Origin of the sequence: Shinella daejeonensis, from assembly GCF_024281235.1 — a bacterium.
GTDB classification, from domain to species: Bacteria; Pseudomonadota; Alphaproteobacteria; order Rhizobiales; family Rhizobiaceae; genus Shinella; species Shinella daejeonensis.
In genome coordinates this window covers 732,019-752,888 of sequence record NZ_JAHWXY010000002.1, presented here as the reverse complement: position 1 = coordinate 752,888, position 20,870 = coordinate 732,019, and the positions used below count along the sequence as shown (strand labels likewise).

At 64.0% G+C, this 20,870-nt stretch carries 19 protein-coding genes; 11 read left to right on the top strand and 8 right to left on the bottom strand.

From position 1 onward, the window contains the following. The first annotated feature begins 23 nt into the window (after nucleotides 1–23). The 8 genes from KYK29_RS10055 (at nucleotide 24) to KYK29_RS10020 (ending at nucleotide 9,832) form a co-directional block, all read left to right on the top strand. Nucleotides 24–794 (top strand): SDR family NAD(P)-dependent oxidoreductase, encoded by a 771-nt coding sequence (locus KYK29_RS10055; protein ID WP_254690742.1) that lies wholly within the window; start codon nucleotides 24–26, stop codon nucleotides 792–794. A 119-nt stretch (nucleotides 795–913) separates the two neighbouring features. Next, nucleotides 914–1,498 carry a helix-turn-helix domain-containing protein gene (locus tag KYK29_RS10050; RefSeq protein ID WP_254690741.1) on the top strand — a complete coding sequence of 195 codons (585 nt, stop codon included), beginning with the start codon at nucleotides 914–916 and terminating at the stop codon, nucleotides 1,496–1,498. Nucleotides 1,499–1,517: 19 nt separating this feature from the next. Next, nucleotides 1,518–2,282: an SDR family NAD(P)-dependent oxidoreductase gene (locus KYK29_RS10045; protein ID WP_254690740.1), complete on the top strand. Its 765-nt coding sequence runs from the start codon at nucleotides 1,518–1,520 to the stop codon at nucleotides 2,280–2,282. Nucleotides 2,283–2,573: 291 nt separating this feature from the next. Then, nucleotides 2,574–3,788: an ABC transporter substrate-binding protein gene (locus KYK29_RS10040; RefSeq protein ID WP_254690739.1), complete on the top strand. Its 1,215-nt coding sequence runs from the start codon at nucleotides 2,574–2,576 to the stop codon at nucleotides 3,786–3,788. 127 nt (nucleotides 3,789–3,915) lie between these two features. Further along, the gene (locus tag KYK29_RS10035) at nucleotides 3,916–4,647 is read left to right on the top strand and encodes a GntR family transcriptional regulator (protein ID WP_254690738.1); all 732 of its coding nucleotides are present in this window, start codon (nucleotides 3,916–3,918) and stop codon (nucleotides 4,645–4,647) included. 33 nt (nucleotides 4,648–4,680) lie between these two features. Further along, nucleotides 4,681–6,747, top strand: coding sequence for a hydantoinase/oxoprolinase family protein (locus tag KYK29_RS10030; RefSeq protein WP_254690737.1), 2,067 nt, complete (start codon nucleotides 4,681–4,683; stop codon nucleotides 6,745–6,747). A 29-nt stretch (nucleotides 6,748–6,776) separates the two neighbouring features. After that, entirely contained in the window at nucleotides 6,777–8,591 is a 1,815-nt protein-coding gene (locus tag KYK29_RS10025; RefSeq protein WP_254690736.1) for a hydantoinase B/oxoprolinase family protein, read from the top strand. Nucleotides 8,592–8,692: 101 nt separating this feature from the next. After that, entirely contained in the window at nucleotides 8,693–9,832 is a 1,140-nt protein-coding gene (locus KYK29_RS10020) for an alpha-hydroxy acid oxidase (protein ID WP_302795452.1), read from the top strand. Nucleotides 9,833–9,921: 89 nt separating this feature from the next. On the opposite strand, the gene KYK29_RS10015 is transcribed toward KYK29_RS10020, so the two are convergent. The 3 genes from KYK29_RS10015 to KYK29_RS10005 are packed head-to-tail and all read right to left on the bottom strand — an operon-like array spanning nucleotide 9,922 to nucleotide 12,702. Further along, on the bottom strand, nucleotides 9,922–10,998 hold the full coding sequence (locus KYK29_RS10015; RefSeq protein ID WP_254690735.1) for a branched-chain amino acid ABC transporter permease: 1,077 nt from the start codon (nucleotides 10,996–10,998) through the stop codon (nucleotides 9,922–9,924). Beyond that, a complete protein-coding gene (locus KYK29_RS10010; protein WP_254690734.1) occupies nucleotides 10,995–11,906 on the bottom strand; it encodes a branched-chain amino acid ABC transporter permease in 912 nt (303 codons plus the stop codon). Before KYK29_RS10010 ends, KYK29_RS10015 begins: the two co-directional genes overlap by 4 nt. Before the next feature lies 1 nt (nucleotide 11,907). Further along, nucleotides 11,908–12,702, bottom strand: coding sequence for an ABC transporter ATP-binding protein (locus KYK29_RS10005; protein WP_254690733.1), 795 nt, complete (start codon nucleotides 12,700–12,702; stop codon nucleotides 11,908–11,910). A gap of 111 nt (nucleotides 12,703–12,813) precedes the next feature. Between KYK29_RS10005 and KYK29_RS10000 the strand changes: the two genes are divergently transcribed. After that, complete coding sequence (locus KYK29_RS10000; RefSeq protein ID WP_254690732.1) at nucleotides 12,814–13,527, top strand: ABC transporter ATP-binding protein; 714 nt, start codon at nucleotides 12,814–12,816, stop codon at nucleotides 13,525–13,527. Between the two features lie 100 nt (nucleotides 13,528–13,627). Here KYK29_RS10000 and KYK29_RS09995 read toward each other — a convergent pair whose 3' ends face one another. Both KYK29_RS09995 and tkt read right to left on the bottom strand, forming a co-directional pair. Then, complete coding sequence (locus KYK29_RS09995) at nucleotides 13,628–15,073, bottom strand: xylulokinase (protein WP_254690731.1); 1,446 nt, start codon at nucleotides 15,071–15,073, stop codon at nucleotides 13,628–13,630. A gap of 29 nt (nucleotides 15,074–15,102) precedes the next feature. After that, entirely contained in the window at nucleotides 15,103–17,097 is a 1,995-nt protein-coding gene (tkt, locus tag KYK29_RS09990) for a transketolase (protein ID WP_254690730.1), read from the bottom strand. Nucleotides 17,098–17,541: 444 nt separating this feature from the next. Here tkt and KYK29_RS09985 point away from each other — a divergent pair, with 444 nt between their 5' ends. Both KYK29_RS09985 and KYK29_RS09980 read left to right on the top strand, forming a co-directional pair. Further along, a complete protein-coding gene (locus KYK29_RS09985) occupies nucleotides 17,542–17,826 on the top strand; it encodes a DUF2934 domain-containing protein (RefSeq protein ID WP_254690729.1) in 285 nt (94 codons plus the stop codon). A 150-nt stretch (nucleotides 17,827–17,976) separates the two neighbouring features. Beyond that, nucleotides 17,977–18,354, top strand: coding sequence for a YbaN family protein (locus KYK29_RS09980; RefSeq protein WP_254690882.1), 378 nt, complete (start codon nucleotides 17,977–17,979; stop codon nucleotides 18,352–18,354). Between the two features lie 26 nt (nucleotides 18,355–18,380). On the opposite strand, the gene phnN is transcribed toward KYK29_RS09980, so the two are convergent. From phnN to KYK29_RS09965, 3 genes are read right to left on the bottom strand one after another with little or no spacing between them, the layout of a single operon-like run. Then, nucleotides 18,381–18,932, bottom strand: coding sequence for a phosphonate metabolism protein/1,5-bisphosphokinase (PRPP-forming) PhnN (phnN, locus tag KYK29_RS09975; protein WP_254690728.1), 552 nt, complete (start codon nucleotides 18,930–18,932; stop codon nucleotides 18,381–18,383). A 20-nt stretch (nucleotides 18,933–18,952) separates the two neighbouring features. Then, nucleotides 18,953–20,092 carry an alpha-D-ribose 1-methylphosphonate 5-triphosphate diphosphatase gene (locus KYK29_RS09970; RefSeq protein ID WP_254690727.1) on the bottom strand — a complete coding sequence of 380 codons (1,140 nt, stop codon included), beginning with the start codon at nucleotides 20,090–20,092 and terminating at the stop codon, nucleotides 18,953–18,955. Nucleotide 20,093: 1 nt separating this feature from the next. Further along, nucleotides 20,094–20,801: a DUF1045 domain-containing protein gene (locus KYK29_RS09965; RefSeq protein ID WP_254690726.1), complete on the bottom strand. Its 708-nt coding sequence runs from the start codon at nucleotides 20,799–20,801 to the stop codon at nucleotides 20,094–20,096. Between the last annotated feature and the right edge of the window lie 69 nt (nucleotides 20,802–20,870).

Here is a 20,870-nt window from a genome sequence, read left to right as displayed (position 1 = left end):
GAAACAGCCGATTGGAGAAAGACATGGCGAAAGCCCGGGCAGCCTCCATCCTGATCTCCGGCGCGGCATCCGGCATCGGACGCGCGACGGCGCTCGGGCTTGCAAAGGCCGGCGTCGCGCTCACCCTGTTCGATCGCAATGCCGCAATGTTGCTCGACGTCGCGGGCGCCTGCCGGCAGGAAGGTGCCGATGTGCTTGACGTCGCCGGCGACGCCGCTTCGGACAGCGATGTGAAAACGGCGGTCGAGCGCGCCGTCAAGACGCATGGTTTTCTTTCCGGCGTGGTCGCCGCCGCCGGCGTCGCGCACAAGGGCGATGTCACGGCGTTGACCGACGAGATCTGGAACGTCACGCTGGCCGTGAACCTTACCGGGCCGTTCCTGCTGGCGAGGCATGCCGTCCCTCACCTGTTGAAAAACCCCGCCTCCGCCTTCGTCGCGGTCAGTTCGGATTCCGGCATACGCGGATCGCGCGGCTATGCCGCCTATAGCGCTTCCAAGCACGGCGTCGTCGGACTGATCCGCTGTATGGCGCTCGATCATGGCCCGGGCGGCCTTCGCAGCAACGTGGTTTGCCCGAGTTTTGTCGCAACGCCGATGGCCGACGGCCTTCTGAAGGAGAATGACGGCGCCTACGATCGCGCGTTCTATGAACGTCGGGTGCCGCTCGGCCGCTTCGCCCGGCCGGAGGAAGTGGCGGATGCCATCTCGCATCTGCTGTCGCCGCAGGCGAGCTACGCCAACGGCATGGTCTATATGCTCGACGGCGGCACCACGGCGGGAACCTTCGGTTGACATGGGACCGCAGATGGGGAGAACCGATCCTGTTGCCGATGCCGTCGCTATCCTGCATTGACTTTGGTGAAGTATCTTATCAATCCCATCACTAAAATGAATTTATCAGGTTATGCGCGATGTCCAATTTCATTCTTGATGCAAAGGTTCCCGATCACGTGGGAAAGACGCTGCGTGAATTGCGGCGGTCCCGGCGCATCACGATCCAGCAGCTTGCCGAAGGGCTGAACCGTTCGACCGGCTATGTCAGTCAGCTCGAACGCGGGTTGTCGCAACCGACACTGAAGGATCTCTACGCCGCGTGCACGATTTTCGGCGTGCCGATGAGCTGGTTCGTCGATCTGGAGGAAAAGCAGCCGGAAGCCGAGCGCGAGAAGGACATTGTCGTGCGCAGCGGTCAGCGCCGTTTCCTGCTTCACCGGGGGGCCAGGACAGAGCTTCTGACGCCGCAACTCGATCCGGATGTCGAGTTCATGATGTCGACCTTCGAGCCCGGACTGGAGACCGAAGCCAAGCATGTGCCGATCGCGGGCGCCGAATACGGCTATATCCTCAAGGGCCGACTGGAACTGTGGGTGGATGAGGAAAAATTCGAACTCGTCGAAGGCGACAGCTACCGTTTCGACCGTTCCCTGACCTATCGCTCCCGCAATCCCTCCGAGAGCGAGCCGGCCATCATCATCTGGGTCGGCGTCTACAAATAGAGCAGAGCGCAACGCCCCCATGTCATCTTCCCCTTTCGATCCCGCGGGCTTTGCGGGCAAGGTCGCCTTCCTTTCCGGCGCGGCTTCGGGCATCGGCGCTGCGACCGCTACGCGTCTCGCCGACCTTGGAGCGAAGCTGATCCTGACCGACCGGGACGGGGAGCGGCTTGCGGCATTTGCGAAAACGCTCGGATCGGACGAGGTTCTGGCCCTCGACCTGGACGTGACGGCGGCCCCAGGCGTGGAAGCAGCGATTGCGCAGGCGGTCCGTCATTTCGGGCGTCTCGATCTCGCCGTCAATTCCGCCGGGATCGACCTGCCCCGCTGCGAGACGGCATGCTATCCGGCCGAGGACTGGGACCGGGTCATCGCTGTCAACCTGACCGGCGTCTTCCATTGCCTTCGCTACCAGATCCCAGCCATGCTCGCGAACGGCGGGGGTTCCATCGTCAATGTCGCCTCCATCATGGGATTTCGCGCCTTTGCCGGGCAGCCTTCCTATACCGCGGCCAAGCACGGCGTGATCGGCCTCACCAAGGCGGCCGCACTCGACCATGCGGCGCAGGGCGTGCGCGTTAACGCGGTCGCCCCCGGGTTCATCGAGACACCGCTGCTTGCGCATCTGAGTGACGAGAAGAAACGGGCGGCGGCATTGCTTCATCCGATGGAACGTCTCGGACAGCCGGACGAAATCACGAATGTGATCCTCTTCCTGCTCTCCGGCGCCGCATCCTTCGTAACCGGCGCCTGCTACGAAGCGGATGGCGGCTATCTCGCCCGATAAACCGGGCTATTCCCGTCGATACCAGGTCACATCAGAGCCATTCCTGCAAAAACCCGGACCGGGTTTATGTGCGCAATTGCCTGAGCCTGACCGCCCGGCAACACGGTAGATCCTCCTCCGCCGGCCGTATCGGCTCCCAAACCCGCCCATCACGATCGACCGCCATCGAGGGCGATCGCAACGCACCGGCAAGCCCATCGTCATATTTTCCGCTTGACACAGGGTGGGGTAATGGCAACAGTAAAATTGTCCACAGTCCGCATTGAACAAAATATAAAAGGGGATCGATGCATGACGCAGATAATTCTGAAAAGACGGGCATTACTGCTCTCGACCAGCCTTCTCGCAGGAACCCTCGCCTTCGGCACACACGCCGTCGCCGCCGGGGAACCGGTCAAAATCGGCTTTGCCATTGCCGAATCCGGATGGATGGCCAACTACGACAGCGCGCCCTTCAGGGCTGCGGTGCTGAAGATCGAGGAGATCAACAAGGCCGGCGGCCTGCTTGGCCGGCAGATCGAATACGAGGTTCGCGACACCAAGACCGAACGCGAAGGCTCGGCCACGGCTGGCCAGGAACTTGTCGCGTCGGGCATCGATTTCCTCGTCGTCTCGGGGGACTATGACTTCGGCGCGCCTGCCGCGCTTGCCGCCGCCTCGGCGGACATCATCTCCTTCAGCTCGATCGCCGGCGATGCCAAGATGGGCGCCCAGGGTGTCGGCCCCCTCGCCTTCACCGGCATCGGGGCCGCGCAGACCGAAGGTATCGCAATGGCGCAATGGGCCGCCGGGCAGAACTACAAGACCGCCTATCTCCTGACCGATACGCTCATCCAGTACACCAAGTCGGTCTCCGCGGGCTTCAGGCTCGGCTGGTCCGAGGCGGCCGGCGCAGAGACCCTCGTCGGCGAAGACACATTCGTCAATTCCGACGCTTCCATCGCCTCGCAGATCACCCGCATCAAACAGCTGCCGGTCCAGCCGGACTTCATCTTCCTGTCATCGGTGACCCCCGGCGGCGCCAGCGCCGTCCGCCAGTTGAGGGCCGCCGGCATTCAGCAGCCGATCCTCTCCAATACGGCGATGAGCGACAACTACTGGCTCGATGCGGCGCCCGGCCTATCCGGATTTTATGTTCCCGCGCTGATGTCGCTCTATGGCGACGACCCGCGCCCGGAACTCAACGCTTTCGTCGAGGCGTTCAAGGCGCGCTGGAACGAACCGCCGGTGACGTCCTATGCGATCGCCGGTTACTCGATGATCGAACAATGGGCGCGTGCGGTTGAAAAAGCCGGGACGACGGAAACCCGGCCCGTCCTTGACGCGCTCAACGCCTTCAGGGACGAGCCCTTCACGATCGGGCCGACGACCTTCACGCCCGACGTTCACATTCAGCTCAACCGCCCGTTCCTCATCATGGAGACCAGGGATGGCAGCTTCCGTTCGGTCGAAGTCTATCGAAGCGCCATCGTGCCGACGATCGAGCAGCTCCTGACGGCAAACTAAAAGGGCAGACATCCTCATCGCCGATACGGTACGAACCTGCCGACAGCATTGGTGCTGCGGTTTCGTATCGGGAAAGTTTGGAGCATTCTCCACCCATGAGGCTCTGAATTTTCAGAAGGACAGGCAAATGGCGTATTTGAGATCGTTGAACGAGAAGGCCCTCCACGACGAGGAGGCCGGGGATGCGGATTACAGGGAAGACACCCTGAAATCCGACAGCCTCGTCGACCAGCTTTTCGAGCTGCTGCGCAACGACATCATAAACGGCAAGATCGCCCAGGGTGAAAAGATCACGGAGATCAAGCTGGCCCAGCAGCTGCGGATCAGCCGGAATCCGATCCGCGAAGCCGTCCGCCGCCTTGAAGGTGTCGGGCTTCTGGTCAACCATCCCCGGCGCGGCCGCTTCGTTCGCGAGATCAGCCGCGAGGAGGCCGATGACATCATGTTCTTCCGGACCGGTATCGAATGTGCCGTCATCCGGGAGGCCGCCGCGACCCGAAGCCCGCGCGACCTCACGCGCCTTCGCGATATTCTCGATCGCATGCATGCCGCCGCCGCCGCCGGCGACATCGCCGCCACCTTTGCGCTCGACACCGAATTCCACCGCACGATCTGCGAAATCAGCCGAAGCCGGCGCTCGCTGCGCGCATTCGACGAAATCCACGGCGAGCTTCGGATGCTGCTTGGAATGATGGGCACGATCTTCTCGACGCTTGAGGATGCGGCGGCAGCCCACGAGCCGATGCTCGATGCCATTGCCGCCGGAGACAGGGAACGCGCCGGCCAGCTCATGGCCGATCATATCAAATCGACCCATCTCGAGGTCGAACGCTACTTCCAACGCCTGAATACGACCTAGCGGACAACCGCTCAGCAAAGGGGAACCATAAGAATGAAGTACAGGATATCAGTCGACACCGGCGGGACGTTTACCGACGTGGTCGTCCAGGACGACAGGGGAAAAGTCGTCATCGGCAAGTCGCTGACCACGCCGGACCGGATTTTCCACGGCATGCGCGGCGCCATGCAGATGGCGGCGGGGGAACTCGGTGTTTCCGTCGAGACGCTCCTCGGCGAAGCGGGGCTGCTGATCTATGGAACGACCCACTCCACGAACGCGATCGTCCAGGGAAAGGTCGCAAAGACGGCCTTCCTGACCACCAGGGGCTTTCCGGACATCCTGGTGACGCGCGAGGGCGGCAAGTTCGGCCCGCATGATTTTTCCTACGACTTCCCCAGACCCTACATTGCCCGCCGCCACACGTTCGAAGTCGATGAACGCATATCGTCCGAAGGCGAGGTCGTGACCGGCCTCGACGAGGCGGCGGCCCGCAAACTGGCGAAGCGACTGGTGTCGGACGGTTTCGAAGCGGCGGCCGTCTGCTTCCTCTGGTCCATCGCCAATCCCTTGCACGAGTTGCGCATGGGTGAAATCCTCGCCGAAGAAGCACCGGGCATCGCGGTGTCCTTGTCCCATGTGCTCGTGCCGATCGTGCGCGAATATCGCCGCGCTTCGACGACGGCGATCGACGCCTCCATCAAGCCGCTGATGCAGAACCATCTGCGCGAAATGCAGCGGGACCTGGTGGCCGCAGGCTTTGCCGGAGACATCCTGGTGTCCACTTCCGCCGGCGGCTGCACCCATGTGGCGGACCTTGTCGAAAAACCGGTCCATACCGTCAAATCCGGCCCGGCCATGGCGCCGGTCGCCGGGCGCGCCTTCTCGCGCATGGAAGATCTCGGTGACGACGTCATCATCTGCGATACGGGCGGCACCACCTTCGACGTCGGGCTGGTTCGCGAAGGCGAGCTCAAATATACGCGCGAAACCTGGCTCGGCGGCCAATGGATGGGCCATCTGACGGCGATCTCGTCCGTCGACGTGCGGTCGATCGGCGCTGGCGGCGGGTCCATCGCCTGGATCGACAATGGCGGCCTGCTCAGGGTCGGGCCGATGTCCGCCGGTTCCGTTCCCGGCCCAGCCTGCTACGGCAAGGGCGGCGACAAGGCGACGGTCACCGACGCGGCGCTGGTTCTCGGTTATATCGATCCCGCCTACTTCCTCGGCGGGCGGATGAAACTTGATGTCGACGCAGCGAAGAAGGCGGTCGGGACCCTGGCGACGGAGCTCGGCATCTCGCTGGAACGCGCGGCCTTTGCGATCATCAACATCGCAAACGAGCACATGATCAATGCGATCCAGGACATCACCGTCGCGGAGGGCTTCGATCCATGCGAATCGACGCTTGTCGCAGGCGGCGGCGCCGCCGGCATCAACATCGTTCCCATCGCACGCGAACTCGGCGTGCGGACGATCATCCTACCCAAAACCGCCAGCGCCCTCTCGGCAAGCGGCATGCAGTTCTCCGATATCATCTTCGAGGAATCGGGCAACTGCGTCACCACGACCGGACGCTTCGATTACGAAGGCGTGCGCAACACCCTCGACGAAATCGATACCCGGCTCGACAAGGCTTCCGAGCAACTGGAGATCGCGGCCGGCGGCAATATCCGGCGTGAATATACGGTCGAAGCCCGCTACCTGACGCAGGTCTGGGAGCTGGACGCCGCCCTGCCCAGCCGCAGGATTGAAGGGGAGCAAGACGTCCTGGGACTCGTGGATGCATTTCACCAGTCGCACGAGCGCGTATTTGCCGTTCGGGACGAAACCGCACAGGTCGAATGCCTCAACTGGCGCGGCCGCATGACCGTCTCGCTCGGAAAAGCCAACTGGGCCGGCGAGAAGACGGCGGAAAGCGGAAGCGGCTCCAGCGGGACGCGCAGATCCTACTTCGGCGATTCCATTGACGATGTGCCGGTCTACCGCGGGCAGGATCTCGAAATCGGATGCACGATCACCGGACCGGCGATCATCGAGGAGCCGACGACCACCGTCGTCGTCTATCCGGGGTCCACCGCCCGCGTCAGCGCCAATAGCAACTACATCATCTCGCTTTGATGTCCGCGAACAGTCAAAGGGTTCCTGAAATGAACGCTCCCACCGTAAATCCCTCCCCGTCGCCCGCTTCCGAAGCCATCGATCCGATGCTGTTGTCCATCATGGCCAACCGGGTCGACGGCATCGTGCGCGAGATGACGAGCACCCTGTTGCGCGCCGCCCGCTCCGCGGTCATCGCCAGCGCCCGCGACATGTCCTGCGCGATCGTCACGGGCGACAACGAACTGCTGGCGACCGCCGAAGGGCTTCCCGTCCACATTTTCGGCTCGCATCTACAGACGATCTCGATGCAGCAGCTGCATGACGATCTGGCGCCGGGAGACGCCTTCCTCCACAATGATCCCTATATGGGCAACACCCACCCGGCGGATCATACGATCCTCGTGCCCGTCTTCGTCGACGGGGAGCACATGTTCACGGTCTGCGCGAAATCCCATCAGGCCGACACCGGCAATTCGACACCCACGACCTATGCGCCCTACGCCCGCGACGTTTACGAAGAAGGCGGCCTGATCTTCCCCTGCGTGCGGGTCCAGCGAGACTACAAGATGGTCGACGACATCATCCGCATGTGCCGCAAGCGCATTCGCGTACCGGATCAGTGGTACGGTGACTTCCTCGCCGCCGTCGGATCCGCGCGGGTGGGCGAACGCCGTCTTGCGGAGTTCTGCCGCAAGTATGGCAAGGACAAGGTCAAGGCGTTCATCAGGCAGTGGATCGACTATTCGGAAAAGCGCACCATCCAGGCCATCAGCAAGATGCCGGCGGCCACCATTACGCACAATGGCGCGCATGATCCCCTGCCGGGCCTTCCCGACGGCATTCCCATCAACTGCAAGATCACCATCGATCCGGCCGAAGCGACCATCGAGATCGATCTTCGGGACAATATCGATTGCCTCGACAACGGCTTCAACGTTTGCGAGGCCTGCGCGATCAACAATTCGATCGCCGGCGTCATGAACTGCCTCGATCCGGACATTCCGCGCTGCGCCGGCATCTTCCGCCGCGTGCGGGTGCTGCTGCGTGACGGCGCCGTCATCGGGCGAACGAGCTTTCCGCATTCCGCGTCGATCGCGACGACCAACGTCGGCGACCGTCTGGTCAATCTTACCCAGTCCGCGCTCGCCAAACTCGGCGACGGTTACGGGCTTGCGGAAGGCGGCGTCGGCATGGGAGCCGGGTGGGCTGTCGTCTCCGGCAGGGATTTCCGCCGCGACAACGAGGTCTACATCAACCAGCTCTTCGTCGGCGGCAACGGCGGCCCGGCAAGCCCGTCTGCGGACGGATGGCTGACCTATGGCATTCCGGTTGCAGCCGGCCTCATCTACCGGGACTCCGTCGAACTGGTCGAGGTCAAGCATCCGATCCAGATGAAATCCGTCCAGATTCATCCGGGCACCTGTGCTCCGGGCAAATTCCGCGGCGCACCCGGAGCCGAACTCGTCTACGGCCCGAAGAAGGACACGATGACCGTCGCCATTCCCTGCGACGGGCAGGTGTTTCCGCCCAAGGGGGTCAACGGCGGCCACGACAGCCCCGGCGCCAGAACCTTCAAGATCGATCTGGACGGCAATGAAGAGCGGCTTCCGGGTGTCGCCCAGGTCGATCTTGCGCCCGGAGAATGGCTGCGTGGCATCGACAATTCCGGCGGCGGCTACGGCAACCCGCTCGATCGCGATCCGCAGCGCGTCCTCTACGACGTTGCCGAGCGATGGGAGACGCTGGAACGCGCGCGCGACATCTACGGCGTCGTGCTCACCCCGTCCGAAAACGATCTCGGCTACGCCATCGATCTCACCGCGACCACGCAACGTCGAAACGCTTTGAGAACGGCGGCCTGATCGAGTAAACCGGACCGCGCGCCCCTTCGCGCGGTCCACGCATCTATCGCACATGACGAGTTTGACGGTCCGCAATCCACGAGCGCGGAAAAGGAGAGACTTTGCATCCGCCCCTTACCATCGACGACCTCAAGGCCCGCGCCCGCAAGCGTGTGCCCCGGATGTTTTTCGACTACGCCGATTCAGGCTCGTGGACCGAGAGCACCTATCGCGCCAACGAAGAGGACTTCACCCGGATCAAGCTGCGCCAGCGCGTGATGGTGGACATGGAGAACCGGTCCCTTGCAAGCGAGATGATCGGGCAACCCGTATCGATGCCGGTCGCCCTTGCACCAACGGGCATGGCGGGAATGCAGCATGCCGACGGCGAGATGCTGGCGGCGCAGGCCGCCGAGGAATTCGGCGTCCCCTTCACCCTTTCGACCGTCAGCATCTGCTCCATCGAGGATGTCGCATCGGTCACGACAAAGCCGTTCTGGTTTCAGCTCTATATCAACCGTGACCGCGATTTCGCGCTGACGCTCATCGACCGCGCCAAGGCGGCGGGCTGTTCCGCACTCGTCTTGACGCTCGACCTGCAAATCATGGGACAGCGCCACAAGGACATTCGCAACGGATTGTCGGCCCCTCCCCGCTTCACGCCGGATCACCTCTTCCAGATGGCGCGCCACCCCGGCTGGTGCCTGAAAATGCTCGGTACGAAGCGAAGGACGTTCCGCAACATCGTCGGCCATGCGCACGGCGTCAACGATCTGGAGAGCCTTGCCGCCTGGACCGGCGACACCTTCGACCCGACCCTTTGCTGGGACGATATCGAATGGGTCAGGAACCGCTGGGGCGGCAAGCTCATCCTGAAAGGCATTCTGGACGTGGAAGACGCACAGATGGCGGTGCGAACCGGCGCGGACGCCATCATCGTCTCCAACCACGGCGGCCGCCAGCTGGATGGCGCGCCGTCCACGATCAGCATGCTGCCCCGCATCGTCGAGGCGGTCGGCGACAGGATCGAGGTTCATATCGACGGCGGCATCCGCTCGGGGCAGGATGTCTTGAAATCACTCTGCCTCGGTGCGAAAGGCACCTACATCGGGCGGCCGTTCCTCTACGGCCTCGGCGCATCCGGCAAGCAGGGCGTCACACAGGCGCTCGACATCATCCGGCGCGAACTCGATACGACGATGGCGCTCTGCGGCGAACGCGACGTGCGCGATCTGTCACGAAAGAACCTCGCCAGCCCTTGAGGATCGCCACCAGACCGCCCCCGCGCGGCGCGATCGCGGGAATCGCGACCGCCACCGGGTTTTCGAGAAAGGGCGGAGCGCCTTTCCTTTCATGCCGCCGCTTCGATCTTCTCACCAGAAGCGCTCACGGGCTGATGCCGCGTGAAAGGCCAGGTGATTTCCTTCCAGCCCATGATGCCCTCCCTTCTCCAGATGAGGATGCAGAGCATGATGACGGCAAGCACCAGTTCCTGGCTTCCCGCCGGCAGGGATGCCTTCGTCTCCCCAAGCCAGATCCCACGCTCCAGCGTCCGGAAAAGCTCGATCACAAGCGACAGAGAGACGACGCCCACCACCGCCCCGGCAAGACTGCCCATGCCGCCGACGACAAGCATGGAAAGGCTGAGGAAGGTCAGCTGCATGAAGAACATGTCGATCGCCAGGACACCGAGGAAGTGGGCATAGAGCACGCCCGCCAGTCCGAGGACCGCACCGGAAATGGTGAACGCCAGAAGGCGTGTCCGGAAGATGGAAATCCCGACGGCCTGCGCGGCGATTTCATCTTCCCTGGTGGCGCGCAACGCCAGCCCCGCGCGGGAGATCTGGAACAGGTAGGCGACGACGATCGACCCGCTGGCGGCCGCAAGCGCGATCCACACCGTGACATAGGTCGGGATCCCAACCACGGAACTTGCGCCCATCGTCACGCTGTCCCAGTTCGAATAGGTGACATTGACGATGAAAAGCAGCGCCAGCGTGCCGATTGCCGCCGCCAGCCCGGAAAGACGCATCAGCACGAGGCCGGAGATGAATGCCGCCAGGCCGGCGAGCGCGACCGCGATCAGCGCGGCCGGGGCGAAGGGCACGGTCATATGCTTCAGGAATTCCGGCAGTCCGCTCATGACCATCGGCTTCATCATGCTACAGCATGTCTGCCAGGTGGTCGCATAGGCGGCAATCGCCATGAACGCGGTCCCGCCGAGCGAGATGACACCGGAATTTCCGATAAAGATGTAAAGCCCGACGACGACGACGATCTTGATCAACGCTTCCGTGACGGAACGCAGGACGCCAATCGAACCGAACTGGTCGGCAAGCAGCGCGGCAAGCACGAGCGGCACGATCAGAAGAAGGACCGGCGTGGCGGCTTTGAGGTGGCAAATGAAATTGTTTCGGGCCGCGATCATACTCTTTCCTTCGATTTCGATGCGATGATGCCGCGCGGGCGAACAAGGAGAACCACGATCACGGCGGCAAAGACGACGGCATCGCGAAATGGCCGGACATCGGCCGGCAGGATCGTCTGAAGCACCGCACTGACCGCTCCCACGAGAAAGCCGCCGAGCGCCGCGCCGACGAGGCTGCCCATTCCGCCGATAACCGTCGCGAAAAAGCCGAAGACCGCGAGAGTCGCGCCGGCCCTGACATCGATGACACCGGTCTGCGCCGTTAAAAGCAGGGCGACGACCCCGCCCAGAAAGCCGGCTATGGCGAATGCGCCGGCAATGACGCGGTTGGCCCTTACGCCCAACAGCCGGGCCATGCGGAAGTTCTCTGCGGAAGCACGCATCTGCAAGCCGAGCGGCGTAAACCGCAGGAAGGCCGAGATCGCGACGAGAAGCGTGATCGTGACCACGATCGTCAGCAGCTGGATACTGGCGATGCGAAGCCCGAATATATCGACGACGGTGGAAATCTCCGTCCCCAGCGACAACGCCTTCGGCCGGCTCGTATAGAGCACGATGACGAGATTTTGCAGGAAATAGCTGACGGCGAAGGAGGAGACGAGGAGGGTCGCGGGCTCGGCGTTGCGAAGCGGGCGAAACGCGACACGCTCGGTGACGAGCGCCAGGACGACGACGACGGCAAGAACGAGAACGATCATCAGCGGCCAGGGCAGCGCGCCGAGGAACAGCACCGGCGCCGCGCCGGCGGCAGGCGCCAGCAACGAATAGGCGCCGATCGTCACGAAGTCCCCTTGCGCGAAATTGATCAGCCGCATGATGCCGAAGATGAGGCCGATGGAAAGCGAAACGAGCGCAAAGAGACTGCCGAGGCTGACGGCGTCGATGACAACCTGAAGGAAGTATCCCATGTCAATGGATCCCGTTGCCGCCGGCGGCGGTGGCATGGCGCGTTCCGAAATAGGCAGCGCGGACACGCGCGTCGGTGATGATCGCTTTCGGCTTGCCCATGGCGATCCGCTTGCCGCCGTCCATGACCTGGATGCGTTCACAGGCGTTGAGGATGACCTTCATATTGTGCTCGATGAGCAGGACACCGCAGCCGAATTGCGCCGGGATACCGGCGATACAGGCGACCAGTTCCTCGCATTCGGCGTCGTTCATGCCGGATGCGGGCTCGTCCATCAGGACGAATTTCGGTTTCGTCGCGAGCGCGCGGCCGATACCCACCCGTCGTTCGTGACCATAGTTGAGGCTGCCGGCTGTGCTCCCGGCAAAAGCCGTGAGGTCCAGTTCCTCCAGAAGGCGATCCGCGGTCTCCCGCGCCTGACGCCGGGTGCATCCGGTATGGAAGCCTGCGACTTCCAGATTTTCGCGGACGGTGAGCCGCCTGAACAGGCGGCCGGCCTGAAAGGTGCGGCTGATGCCGCGCGCCGCAAGCTGAAACGGCTTGTCGCTCCTCAGATCCAGGCCATCCAGTTCGACCTTTCCCTGTGTCGGACGCTGAAAGCCGGTCAGCACATTCACGAGCGTCGTCTTTCCGGCCCCGTTCGGACCGATAAGGCCGACGATCTCCGATTGCCCCAGTTCCAGATCGACGCCGGACAGGGCGGAGACCCCGCCGAAGCGGACCGTGACACCTTCGGCGATGAGCCGCGAACCCGGATACCCGGACGGCCCGCCTCGCGGCAGGTCTAGAATTCCCATCGAAGTTCCCCATTCGGCGCTCTTCGCGCACTTATGTAAATTTTGTGGACAATGGACAACGTGTCGTGCATCGTCCTCCCGGTCAAGAGGAAAACGACATGGAGACTGCGGATGGCCCTGCTGGAAGTGACGGAGATCGACGCGCGCTACGGACGGACGCCGGCGCTGCACGGGGTTTCGTTCGGCATCGAAGCGGGTGAGGCCGTCTTCGTGGTGGGTCCCAACGGTGCCGGCAAGTCGACCCTGGTTCAGACCATCATCGGCGCGCACCCGCCGGCAGCCGGCGCCGTCTCGTTCCGTGGCGCAAGCATTACCGGCCGGTCGATCGAGGCCAATGTGCGTTCCGGCCTGTGCCTGGTGCCCGAGGGACGCCATGTCTTTGCAACCATGTCCGTCGCCGAAAATCTCCGGCTTGCCAGAGTGGTCTCATCCGACACGGCGCAATTTCAGGAAGACGAAGAGCGTGTCCTGACGCAGTTTCCCATTCTCAAGGCGCGATACAGGGGGTCGGCCGGCATGCTTTCCGGCGGTGAGCAGCAGCAGCTGGCAATCGCCCGCGCCCTGGTCCAGCGCCCGACGCTGCTGATGATCGACGAGCCTTCGCTCGGGCTTGCGCCCATGGTGACCGATGGCATCTACGACATGCTGGGATCGCTGCGCGAAAGCGGCCTTACGCTTCTGGTGGTCGAACAGTCCACCGCCCGCATCACGGATATCGCGGACAAGGTACTCGTCCTGAAAAACGGACGGATCGCCGCCGAACGGACCATAAGCGATGCCAGCGATGTTCGGGCAATCGAAGATCTTTACTTTGCAAGCGTATAGATGCGGGGGGCCGACTCCCGCTTTTTCCGGAATCGCTCCAATATATTGTTTTTAGCGTATTATCCAACGCCGAAGCGATCTCACTCCGGCTGGAGACACCCTACGCCGTGCTCTCGTTTCCCTTGAGCCCGCGGTAGGTTCCGCGGAAACGGAAAAGCAGTTCGTCCAGCCCGTCGAAGGGTCGCGGCTCGACGGGAGCGCCGGGGCTTTCGGGAACCGGAATGTCCGAAAGCCCGCTCCAGCGGTCGGCGGCTAGCCCACCCAGATAAGCGGCGCCGATCGTCGCGTTGCCCAGTTCATGGGCTGGAACGAGCGGGACTTGCAGGATATCCGCCAGCATCTGCTGCCAGCGCGGATCGACACTGCCCCCACCGGTCAGGAGGATCCGGTCGGCCGACACGCCGATTTCCCGCATCGCATCCCAACTGTCGCGCACCGCAAGGGCCACGCCCTCGAAGACGGAACGGATGAGCTGATTGCGCGTGCAGCCGAGCCGCATATAGGCCCAGGCCGCCGAGGCGTTCGGATCGAGCAGCGGCGCGCGTTCGCCCGCCGCATAGGGCAGGAAGACGATCCCGCCGTTGCCTTCGTTCTCTTTGAAGCCGGCGCGGTACATTTCGGGCCAGGATGCGCCGAGGATCGCCCGGGCCCATTCGAACACGGTTCCGCCGTTCTGGAGCGCGGCCATGCTGTAGAGGCTGCGTCCGATGGCGCGATAGCTGTTGTAGAACGGCTGGATGCGCGGCTCGACGCCTTCCACCACCGACATGATCTGGATGCCGGATCCGACTTGCAGGATCGTCGAGCCGGGCGTCGTCTGGCCCATGCCGAAAAGGCAGGCAGCCGAATCGGCAAGTCCGGCGGCGACGGGCGTGCCGGCCGGAAGCCCGAATTCGGCGGCCACAGTCGCCGACAGCCGGCCCGCGACCGCGTGGGATTCGACCACCGGCGCAAGGATCGCCGGGTCGATCGAGAGGGCTGCAAGGAAGTCCGTCGCCCAGCAGTCGGCGTTAATGTCGTAGAGCAGCGTCATCGAGGCGTCGGCAGGCTCCGTCGCCACCTCGCCCGTCATGACGAGGCGCAGCCAGTCCTTCGGCGACAGGATGCGGCGGATCGCGGCATAGCTCTGCGGCTCGTTCTCCCGCAGCCATAGCAGGGAAAGCCCCGCCATACCGCTGACCACCGGGTTGGCGAGCGGCCGCCGCACATCTTCCGGCAGTTGCAGGACACGCTCCATCTGCGCGGCCGCCCGCTGGTCCGCCCAGAGGATCGCCGGGCGCAACGGCCTTTCATCGTCACCGAGAACGACCAGGCCATGGGCCTGGCCCGAAAGCCCGATGCCACGGACCGCCCCGCCCCGCTCCCCGCAGCAGGCGCGAACGGCGGCCACCGTCTGCGCCCACCAGTCCGCAGGCGCGCTTTCCGCATAGCCGGGCCGCGGCGAGGAGACGGGATAGGTTCGGGAAGCCTCGGCGACGACCTTTCCGTCGTCGTCGATCAGAAGCGCTTTGACCGAACCGGTGCCAAGATCGATGCCGAGATACATATCCCCTCCCGCAACCCTATCGCGTCGTGTCAGCGCAGAAGCTGCCCGGCCTCGGAAACGATTCTTTCGGCCGTCAGGTTCAATGCGCGATAGATTTCCGGCCCCGGCGCGGATTCGCCGAAGCGGTCGACGCCGACGACCGTACCCGGCCCCTTGAGGAACTGATACCAGTAGATCGGCGACGCCGCCTCGACAAAGACCGCCGGCGTTCCGAAAGCAAGCACGCTATCTTGATATTCACGATCCTGCGCCGCGAAAAGATTGCCGTTGGGAATGGAGACGACGCGCACGGCCTTGCCCTGGCTTTCGAGCGCCACACCGGCCTCCAGCACAAGCGCAAGCTCCGTACCCGTCGCCACGAGGACGATATCGGGCTTGCCATCGGCCTCCCGCAGCACATAGCCGCCCTTGCGAATGCCTTCGAGGTCGTCCGGGCCATGCATCACGGCCGCACCGTCCTGACGGGCCGCGACGATGACGCTCGGCCCCTGGCGCTTCAGCGCGCAATCCCATGCGGCCAGCGCCTCCAGCTCGCTGCCCGGCCGCCACAGCGACATGTTCGGAATGGCCCGCAGCGCCACCAGCTGCTCGCAGGGCTGATGCGTCGGCCCGTCCTCGCCCACACCGATGGAATCGTGCGTATAGACGAAGATCGACTTGAGGCCCATCAGCGCCGAAAGACGAACGGCGTTGCGGCTGTAGTCGCTGAAAACCAGATAGCAGGCGCCATAGGGAATAAGGCCGCCGTGGGCCGCCATGCCGTTCATCATCGCCGACATGCCGAATTCACGCACGCCGTAATGCACGAAATTGCCCGAGAAGTCGTCGGGGGTGATCGAACGCGCCGCGCCGGTCCAGGCCAGCGTCGACAGCGACACGTCGGCCGAACCGCCGATCACTTCGGGAAGGGATTGCAGAAGGTTGCCGAGAACCCGGTTCGAAGCCTTCCGAACCGGCTGCCTGACCGGTCCGGCGGCAAGGATCCGCTCCACCTCTCCCGACACCAGGGCATCGAAACCCTCCGGGAGATCGCCGGCCAGACGACGCTCCAGTTCCGCCGCGAGCGCGGGATGGGCAGCCTTGTAGGCGTCAAAAAGCGCGCGCCATTCGGCCTCCACCTTCTCGCCGCGCGGACGGGCGTCCCAGGCCCGCATGATCGCATCCGGCACGACGAAAGCCTCATGCGGCCAGCCGAGATGCTCGCGGGTGCGGGCGACCTCGTCGGCCCCGAGCGGCGCGCCGTGCACCTCTTCCTTACCCTGCTTGTTGGGAGACCCATAGCCGATGATCGTCTTGCAGCAGATCAGCGTGGGCTTGTCGGACGAACGGCGCGCGGCGGCGAAAGCATCGGCGATGGCCTGCGCATCGTGACCATCGACATCCGCAACGACGTTCCAGCCGAGCGCGCGGAAGCGCGCGGCGCTATCGTCGGCGAACCAGCCGGGCGTCTCGCCATCGATGGATATCTTGTTGTCGTCATAAACGGCGATCAGCTTGTTGAGCTTGAGGGTACCGGCAAGCGAGGCCGCCTCCTGAGCGATCCCCTCCATCAGGCATCCGTCACCGACAAAAACGTAGGTATGGTGATCGACGACGTCGAAACCGTCGCGATTGAACTCCTGCGCCAGCTTGCGCTCTGCAAGCGCCATGCCGACAGCCGTGGCGAAACCCTGGCCGAGAGGGCCGGTCGTGGTCTCGACGCCGGCCGTGATGCCATATTCCGGATGGCCCGGCGTCCGGGAATGCATCTTGCGATGGTCCTTGAGATCCTGGACCGTCAGGCCATAGCCGGAAAGGTGCAGAAGCGAATAGATCAGCATCGAACCATGGCCGTTCGACTGCACGAAGCGATCGCGATTGGGCCATTTCGGATTGGCGGGATTGTGCCGGAGAAAGTCGTTCCACAGGACTTCGGCGATATCCGCCATGCCCATGGCGGTGCCGGGGTGGCCCGAATTCGCCTTCTGCACGACATCGATGGTCAGGAAACGAATGGCATTCGCCAATTCACGGCGGTCAGACATGTCAGATAGCCTCCAGAAATCTTTTCTCATCCTATAATGTTATCATTACAACATGACAAGATGGTATTTGTGGGCATGCGGGCCGCTGCCGGCAAAGGCGTGAAAAGAAATGCCCCATCCCGATTACGTTCCGGACACGAGAGTAAATGCAAGCGATGCGCAACCGGCACCGGCTTTGGCCGTCACCGGGCGGCCAGATCCACAATCTCCACGTGCATAAGGAGAGCACGCAGCCGCGACGCTCTTGAAGACGCGACGCTTTGCGCGCATTCTGACGGGAACGATTCGAAGGGTAAACCTGCTCCCTTCACGGCCGGAAGGCCCGGAGCGAACGGTGCCGGAAATCGGATGAAGCCTGTACGGCTTGCATCCGGGCGTATCGCGCTTCGGATTGCCGATACAACCGCAGCGCGCCATCAACCACTCCGACGCAGAGGACGAGCCATGACGGACGCACACAGGGAATGGATCAGCAAAAGGGCCTATGCTCTCTGGGAAGAGGCCGGCCGGCCGCATGGTCTCGACGCCGTGCACTGGGCGCAGGCGGAGCAGGAACATGAAGCCGCCGGGCAGAACAGACCTGGATCTGCTGCGACCTCCACGAAAGCGGCCAAGCCGCTGATCGAGATTTCGCCGCGGGACGACGCGGGTAAGGCCCCGGGGGCGGGAGCGACAGCATCCCGCGCGAAGCGCACGAAAACTCCGGCGACCGGTCAAGGACCGAACTGAGCCTTTACGCCGCCTCTCCGGACCGGCGGGGCGGCGCATATCGCCGCATGGCCTTCGCGCGGGAATCGCCCTAAATCGATGGGCTGAAAGACCCGGTCCCGGGTCCGTTCGATGCTGTTGCAAGAGGGAACGACCGTGCGGTCCATCTATATGCTGGCGGGATTTGCGATGACGGCGCTCGGCATCGCCGGTGTCTTTCTGCCGCTTTTGCCCACGACGCCGTTTCTTCTGGCCGCCGCCTGGCTCTTCTCGCGCTCTTCCCCGCGTTTCGAACGCTGGCTGCTGGACCATCCCCGGCTGGGGCCGCCGCTTCGCGACTGGCGCCGGGAAGGCGCGATTTCCCTTCGGGCTAAGATTATTTCCATTGGATTGATGGCGGCCGGCTTCGTATTCTTCTGCTACCGGGTCACCCCCTCCTGGCTGCTTGCCGGCGTCGTCGCCCTCATTCTATGCACCAGCGGCCTGTTCATCCTGACACGGCCATTACCCCGCAGAGCCGGCGAGAATCGCCCGATCGGCCGTAAGTAGAGCATTTCCGCTTTCGCGAAACAGCGCTATCCGGTTTGCGGGGACCGCTCCAGGGTTTCTTCCAGCAGTGCGATAAAGGTTGCGCCCGCCTCCGCCAGCGCGCCGCTGTTGTCGATCACCATCGCTCCCGGCGTTTCCGCCACGGCCCGCCGGAGCCGGCCGGCGATGGCCTCGGGGCCTTCGCGTCCGCGCGCGGCAAGGCGGGCGGCCAGGATATCCGGCCGGGCGGTGACCGTGACGACCCGCAGGCGCGGATAGGCCGCGGCGATCGCCGGTAGCGCCGCGCGGCTGCCATTGGCGACCAACGTCATGCCCCTGTCCAGCATATCCAGCGTTTCGCGGGGAAAGGCATAGCAAAGGCCGTGGGCTTCCCAGGAGACCGCAAACGCACCCTCGGCCCGTCGCCGCGCGAACTCCTCGACGCCGACCGCCTCATGCGCCTCGAACCCTCCATCCGGCGGCCGGGTTATGATACGCCGCACGAGGGCAAGGCGCGGATTGCCGGCGAAATGGCGGGCGGCGTAGGCGATCACGCTGTCCTTGCCGGCGCCGCTCGGGCCGACAACGACCACCATCATGCCTGCATCCGCCTGCCCGCTCATGCCACGCGCCGTCCCTCGCGCCAGACCGACCGCACGACCGGCACGCCGGAGGGACGGCGGACACGCACGATATCGGCGCGCTTGCCAGGCGCGATATGGCCGCGATCGTCAAGCCCGACGGTGCGGGCCGGCTTCGCCGAGACCATGGTCACCGCCTGCGGCAGGTCGATGCTCTCGACCGTATCGGCGAGGATGAAGGGCGCATGCAGCAGGCTGAAGGGCACATAATCGGAAGAAAGCACATCGAGCACACCCAGCCGCACCAGATCGCTGGCGGCGATATTGCCGGAATGGGACTGGCCGCGCACGATGTTCGGCGCGCCCATCAGCACGCTCATGCCCGCCTCGTGCGAGGCTCTCGCCGCCGCGACGCTGGTGGGAAATTCCGCAAGGCGCACGCCGTAGCCGATGGCTTCCTCGACGTGGTCCAGCGTGGCGTCGTCATGGCTTGCCACCGTGATGTCGCGCGCCGCGCAGGCCGCCGCGATGGCATCGCGATTCGGCTTGGCGTAGCGGGCGGAAGACGCTTGCTGGCGCGCGCAGAACGTCGCGAACTCGGCGTCCGACATGCCGCGCTTGCCCTGATAATAGGCCGCATATTGCTCCAGCGTCTGGAATTGTCGCTGGCCCGGCGCATGGTCCATCAGCGAGACGAGGCGCACCAGCGGATCGTCGTCAAACGCCCCGAAATGTTCAAGGACGTTGTCGGTCGAAACCTCGCAGCGCAGATGGATGAGGTGCTGGGCGCGCAGCCGGTCCTCGCGCTGGGCTTCGGCAAGGGCATCGGCCATGGCGCGCATCTCGCCCATTTCAAAACCGCTTTCGGCGTCCGCTCCCATGCGCAGGCAATCGAAGACGGTCGTGATGCCGGAAGCCGCCACCTGCGCATCGTGGGCCTGAAGCGCCGCCATCTTGCTCCAGCGCACGCCGGGACGCGGCGCGTAATGGGCCTCCAGATGGTCGGTATGCAACTCCACCAGTCCGGGGAGAAGGTAATCCCCTTCCATGTCCTCGCCCCCGGCCGAAGGCCTGTCGGCAATCTCGGCGATCAGCCCGTCGCGCAGCACGAGCGTGCCGTCGACGATCCGATCCTCCAGGACGATACGGGCATTGGAAAGAATGGTCTCGCGGGTCATGTCATGCGCTCTTTCTGTTGGCCGCTCCACCGAGCGGAAAAAGGGAATGGACGCTGAAATCCGCGCCGCGCGCCGGCTCGCGGAACAGCGCCAGATGATCGATTTCGAGCGGGCGGCCGTGGAAGGCGGCGAAATGGTCGAGAAGCGCCTTTCCGACCGTCTCCCGGTTCTCGGGCGCTACCCGGCCCGTCAACGTCATATGAAAGCGGAATTCGTCGAAAACGTAAGGATAGCCCCATTGGACAAGGTTCTGGCGCTCCGCCGGTCCCAGTTCGTCCGGCTTGCGGCGCGCGATATCGGCCGATGTGAGCGGCGCACGGAACCTTTCGAAGCGGCGCACGGTTTCGGCGGCGAGATCCTGCAACGCATCGCAGGGGTCGGCCGTGACCAGCGCGAAGAAGGAGCCGAGCCGACCGACGACGACTTCCGGTATCCGGACCGGACCGCTTTCGGCGGCAAAGCGCCCCACGGCCTCGATCAGTTCGGCCTCGCTCCGGCCCTCCGCCAGCGTGAAGGGCGCTTTCAGCGTGGCATGAAAACCGTAGCGGCGCGGATCGACGGTCAGGGCGGCAAACGCCTTTGCGTCAAGTCCCGCCACAACGGCCGGATCGACGGCCGCGCCGGTGAAGGCGTCGCGGCCGAGCCAGCGCCGGGCGGCAAGCGCCAGCGGATCGGCCGCCGGCGGCGTGAAATAAAGGGCGTAACGCAAAGGTTTACTCCTGTTGTCCCCGCAAGGGGCGGCCCGTGGCGCGGCGGAGGACATGGACGGCGGCATCGC

Excerpts from the sequence above, each read along its gene's own strand:
- KYK29_RS10010 (WP_254690734.1), bottom strand. The coding sequence starts at position 11,906 with ATGGGATACTTCCTTCAGGTTGTCATCGACGCCGTCAGCCTCGGCAGT.
- KYK29_RS10045 (WP_254690740.1), top strand. The coding sequence starts at position 1,518 with ATGTCATCTTCCCCTTTCGATCCCGCGGGCTTTGCGGGCAAGGTCGCC.
- KYK29_RS10005 (WP_254690733.1), bottom strand. The coding sequence starts at position 12,702 with ATGGGAATTCTAGACCTGCCGCGAGGCGGGCCGTCCGGGTATCCGGGT.
- KYK29_RS10035 (WP_254690738.1), top strand. The coding sequence starts at position 3,916 with ATGGCGTATTTGAGATCGTTGAACGAGAAGGCCCTCCACGACGAGGAG.
- KYK29_RS10000 (WP_254690732.1), top strand. The coding sequence starts at position 12,814 with ATGGCCCTGCTGGAAGTGACGGAGATCGACGCGCGCTACGGACGGACG.
- KYK29_RS09980 (WP_254690882.1), top strand. The coding sequence starts at position 17,977 with ATGCTGGCGGGATTTGCGATGACGGCGCTCGGCATCGCCGGTGTCTTT.
- tkt (WP_254690730.1), bottom strand. The coding sequence starts at position 17,097 with ATGTCTGACCGCCGTGAATTGGCGAATGCCATTCGTTTCCTGACCATC.
- KYK29_RS10015 (WP_254690735.1), bottom strand. The coding sequence starts at position 10,998 with ATGATCGCGGCCCGAAACAATTTCATTTGCCACCTCAAAGCCGCCACG.
- phnN (WP_254690728.1), bottom strand. The coding sequence starts at position 18,932 with ATGATGGTGGTCGTTGTCGGCCCGAGCGGCGCCGGCAAGGACAGCGTG.
- KYK29_RS10050 (WP_254690741.1), top strand. The coding sequence starts at position 914 with ATGTCCAATTTCATTCTTGATGCAAAGGTTCCCGATCACGTGGGAAAG.
- KYK29_RS10055 (WP_254690742.1), top strand. The coding sequence starts at position 24 with ATGGCGAAAGCCCGGGCAGCCTCCATCCTGATCTCCGGCGCGGCATCC.
- KYK29_RS09985 (WP_254690729.1), top strand. The coding sequence starts at position 17,542 with ATGACGGACGCACACAGGGAATGGATCAGCAAAAGGGCCTATGCTCTC.
- KYK29_RS09995 (WP_254690731.1), bottom strand. The coding sequence starts at position 15,073 with ATGTATCTCGGCATCGATCTTGGCACCGGTTCGGTCAAAGCGCTTCTG.
- KYK29_RS10025 (WP_254690736.1), top strand. The coding sequence starts at position 6,777 with ATGAACGCTCCCACCGTAAATCCCTCCCCGTCGCCCGCTTCCGAAGCC.
- KYK29_RS09970 (WP_254690727.1), bottom strand. The coding sequence starts at position 20,092 with ATGACCCGCGAGACCATTCTTTCCAATGCCCGTATCGTCCTGGAGGAT.
- KYK29_RS10030 (WP_254690737.1), top strand. The coding sequence starts at position 4,681 with ATGAAGTACAGGATATCAGTCGACACCGGCGGGACGTTTACCGACGTG.
- KYK29_RS10040 (WP_254690739.1), top strand. The coding sequence starts at position 2,574 with ATGACGCAGATAATTCTGAAAAGACGGGCATTACTGCTCTCGACCAGC.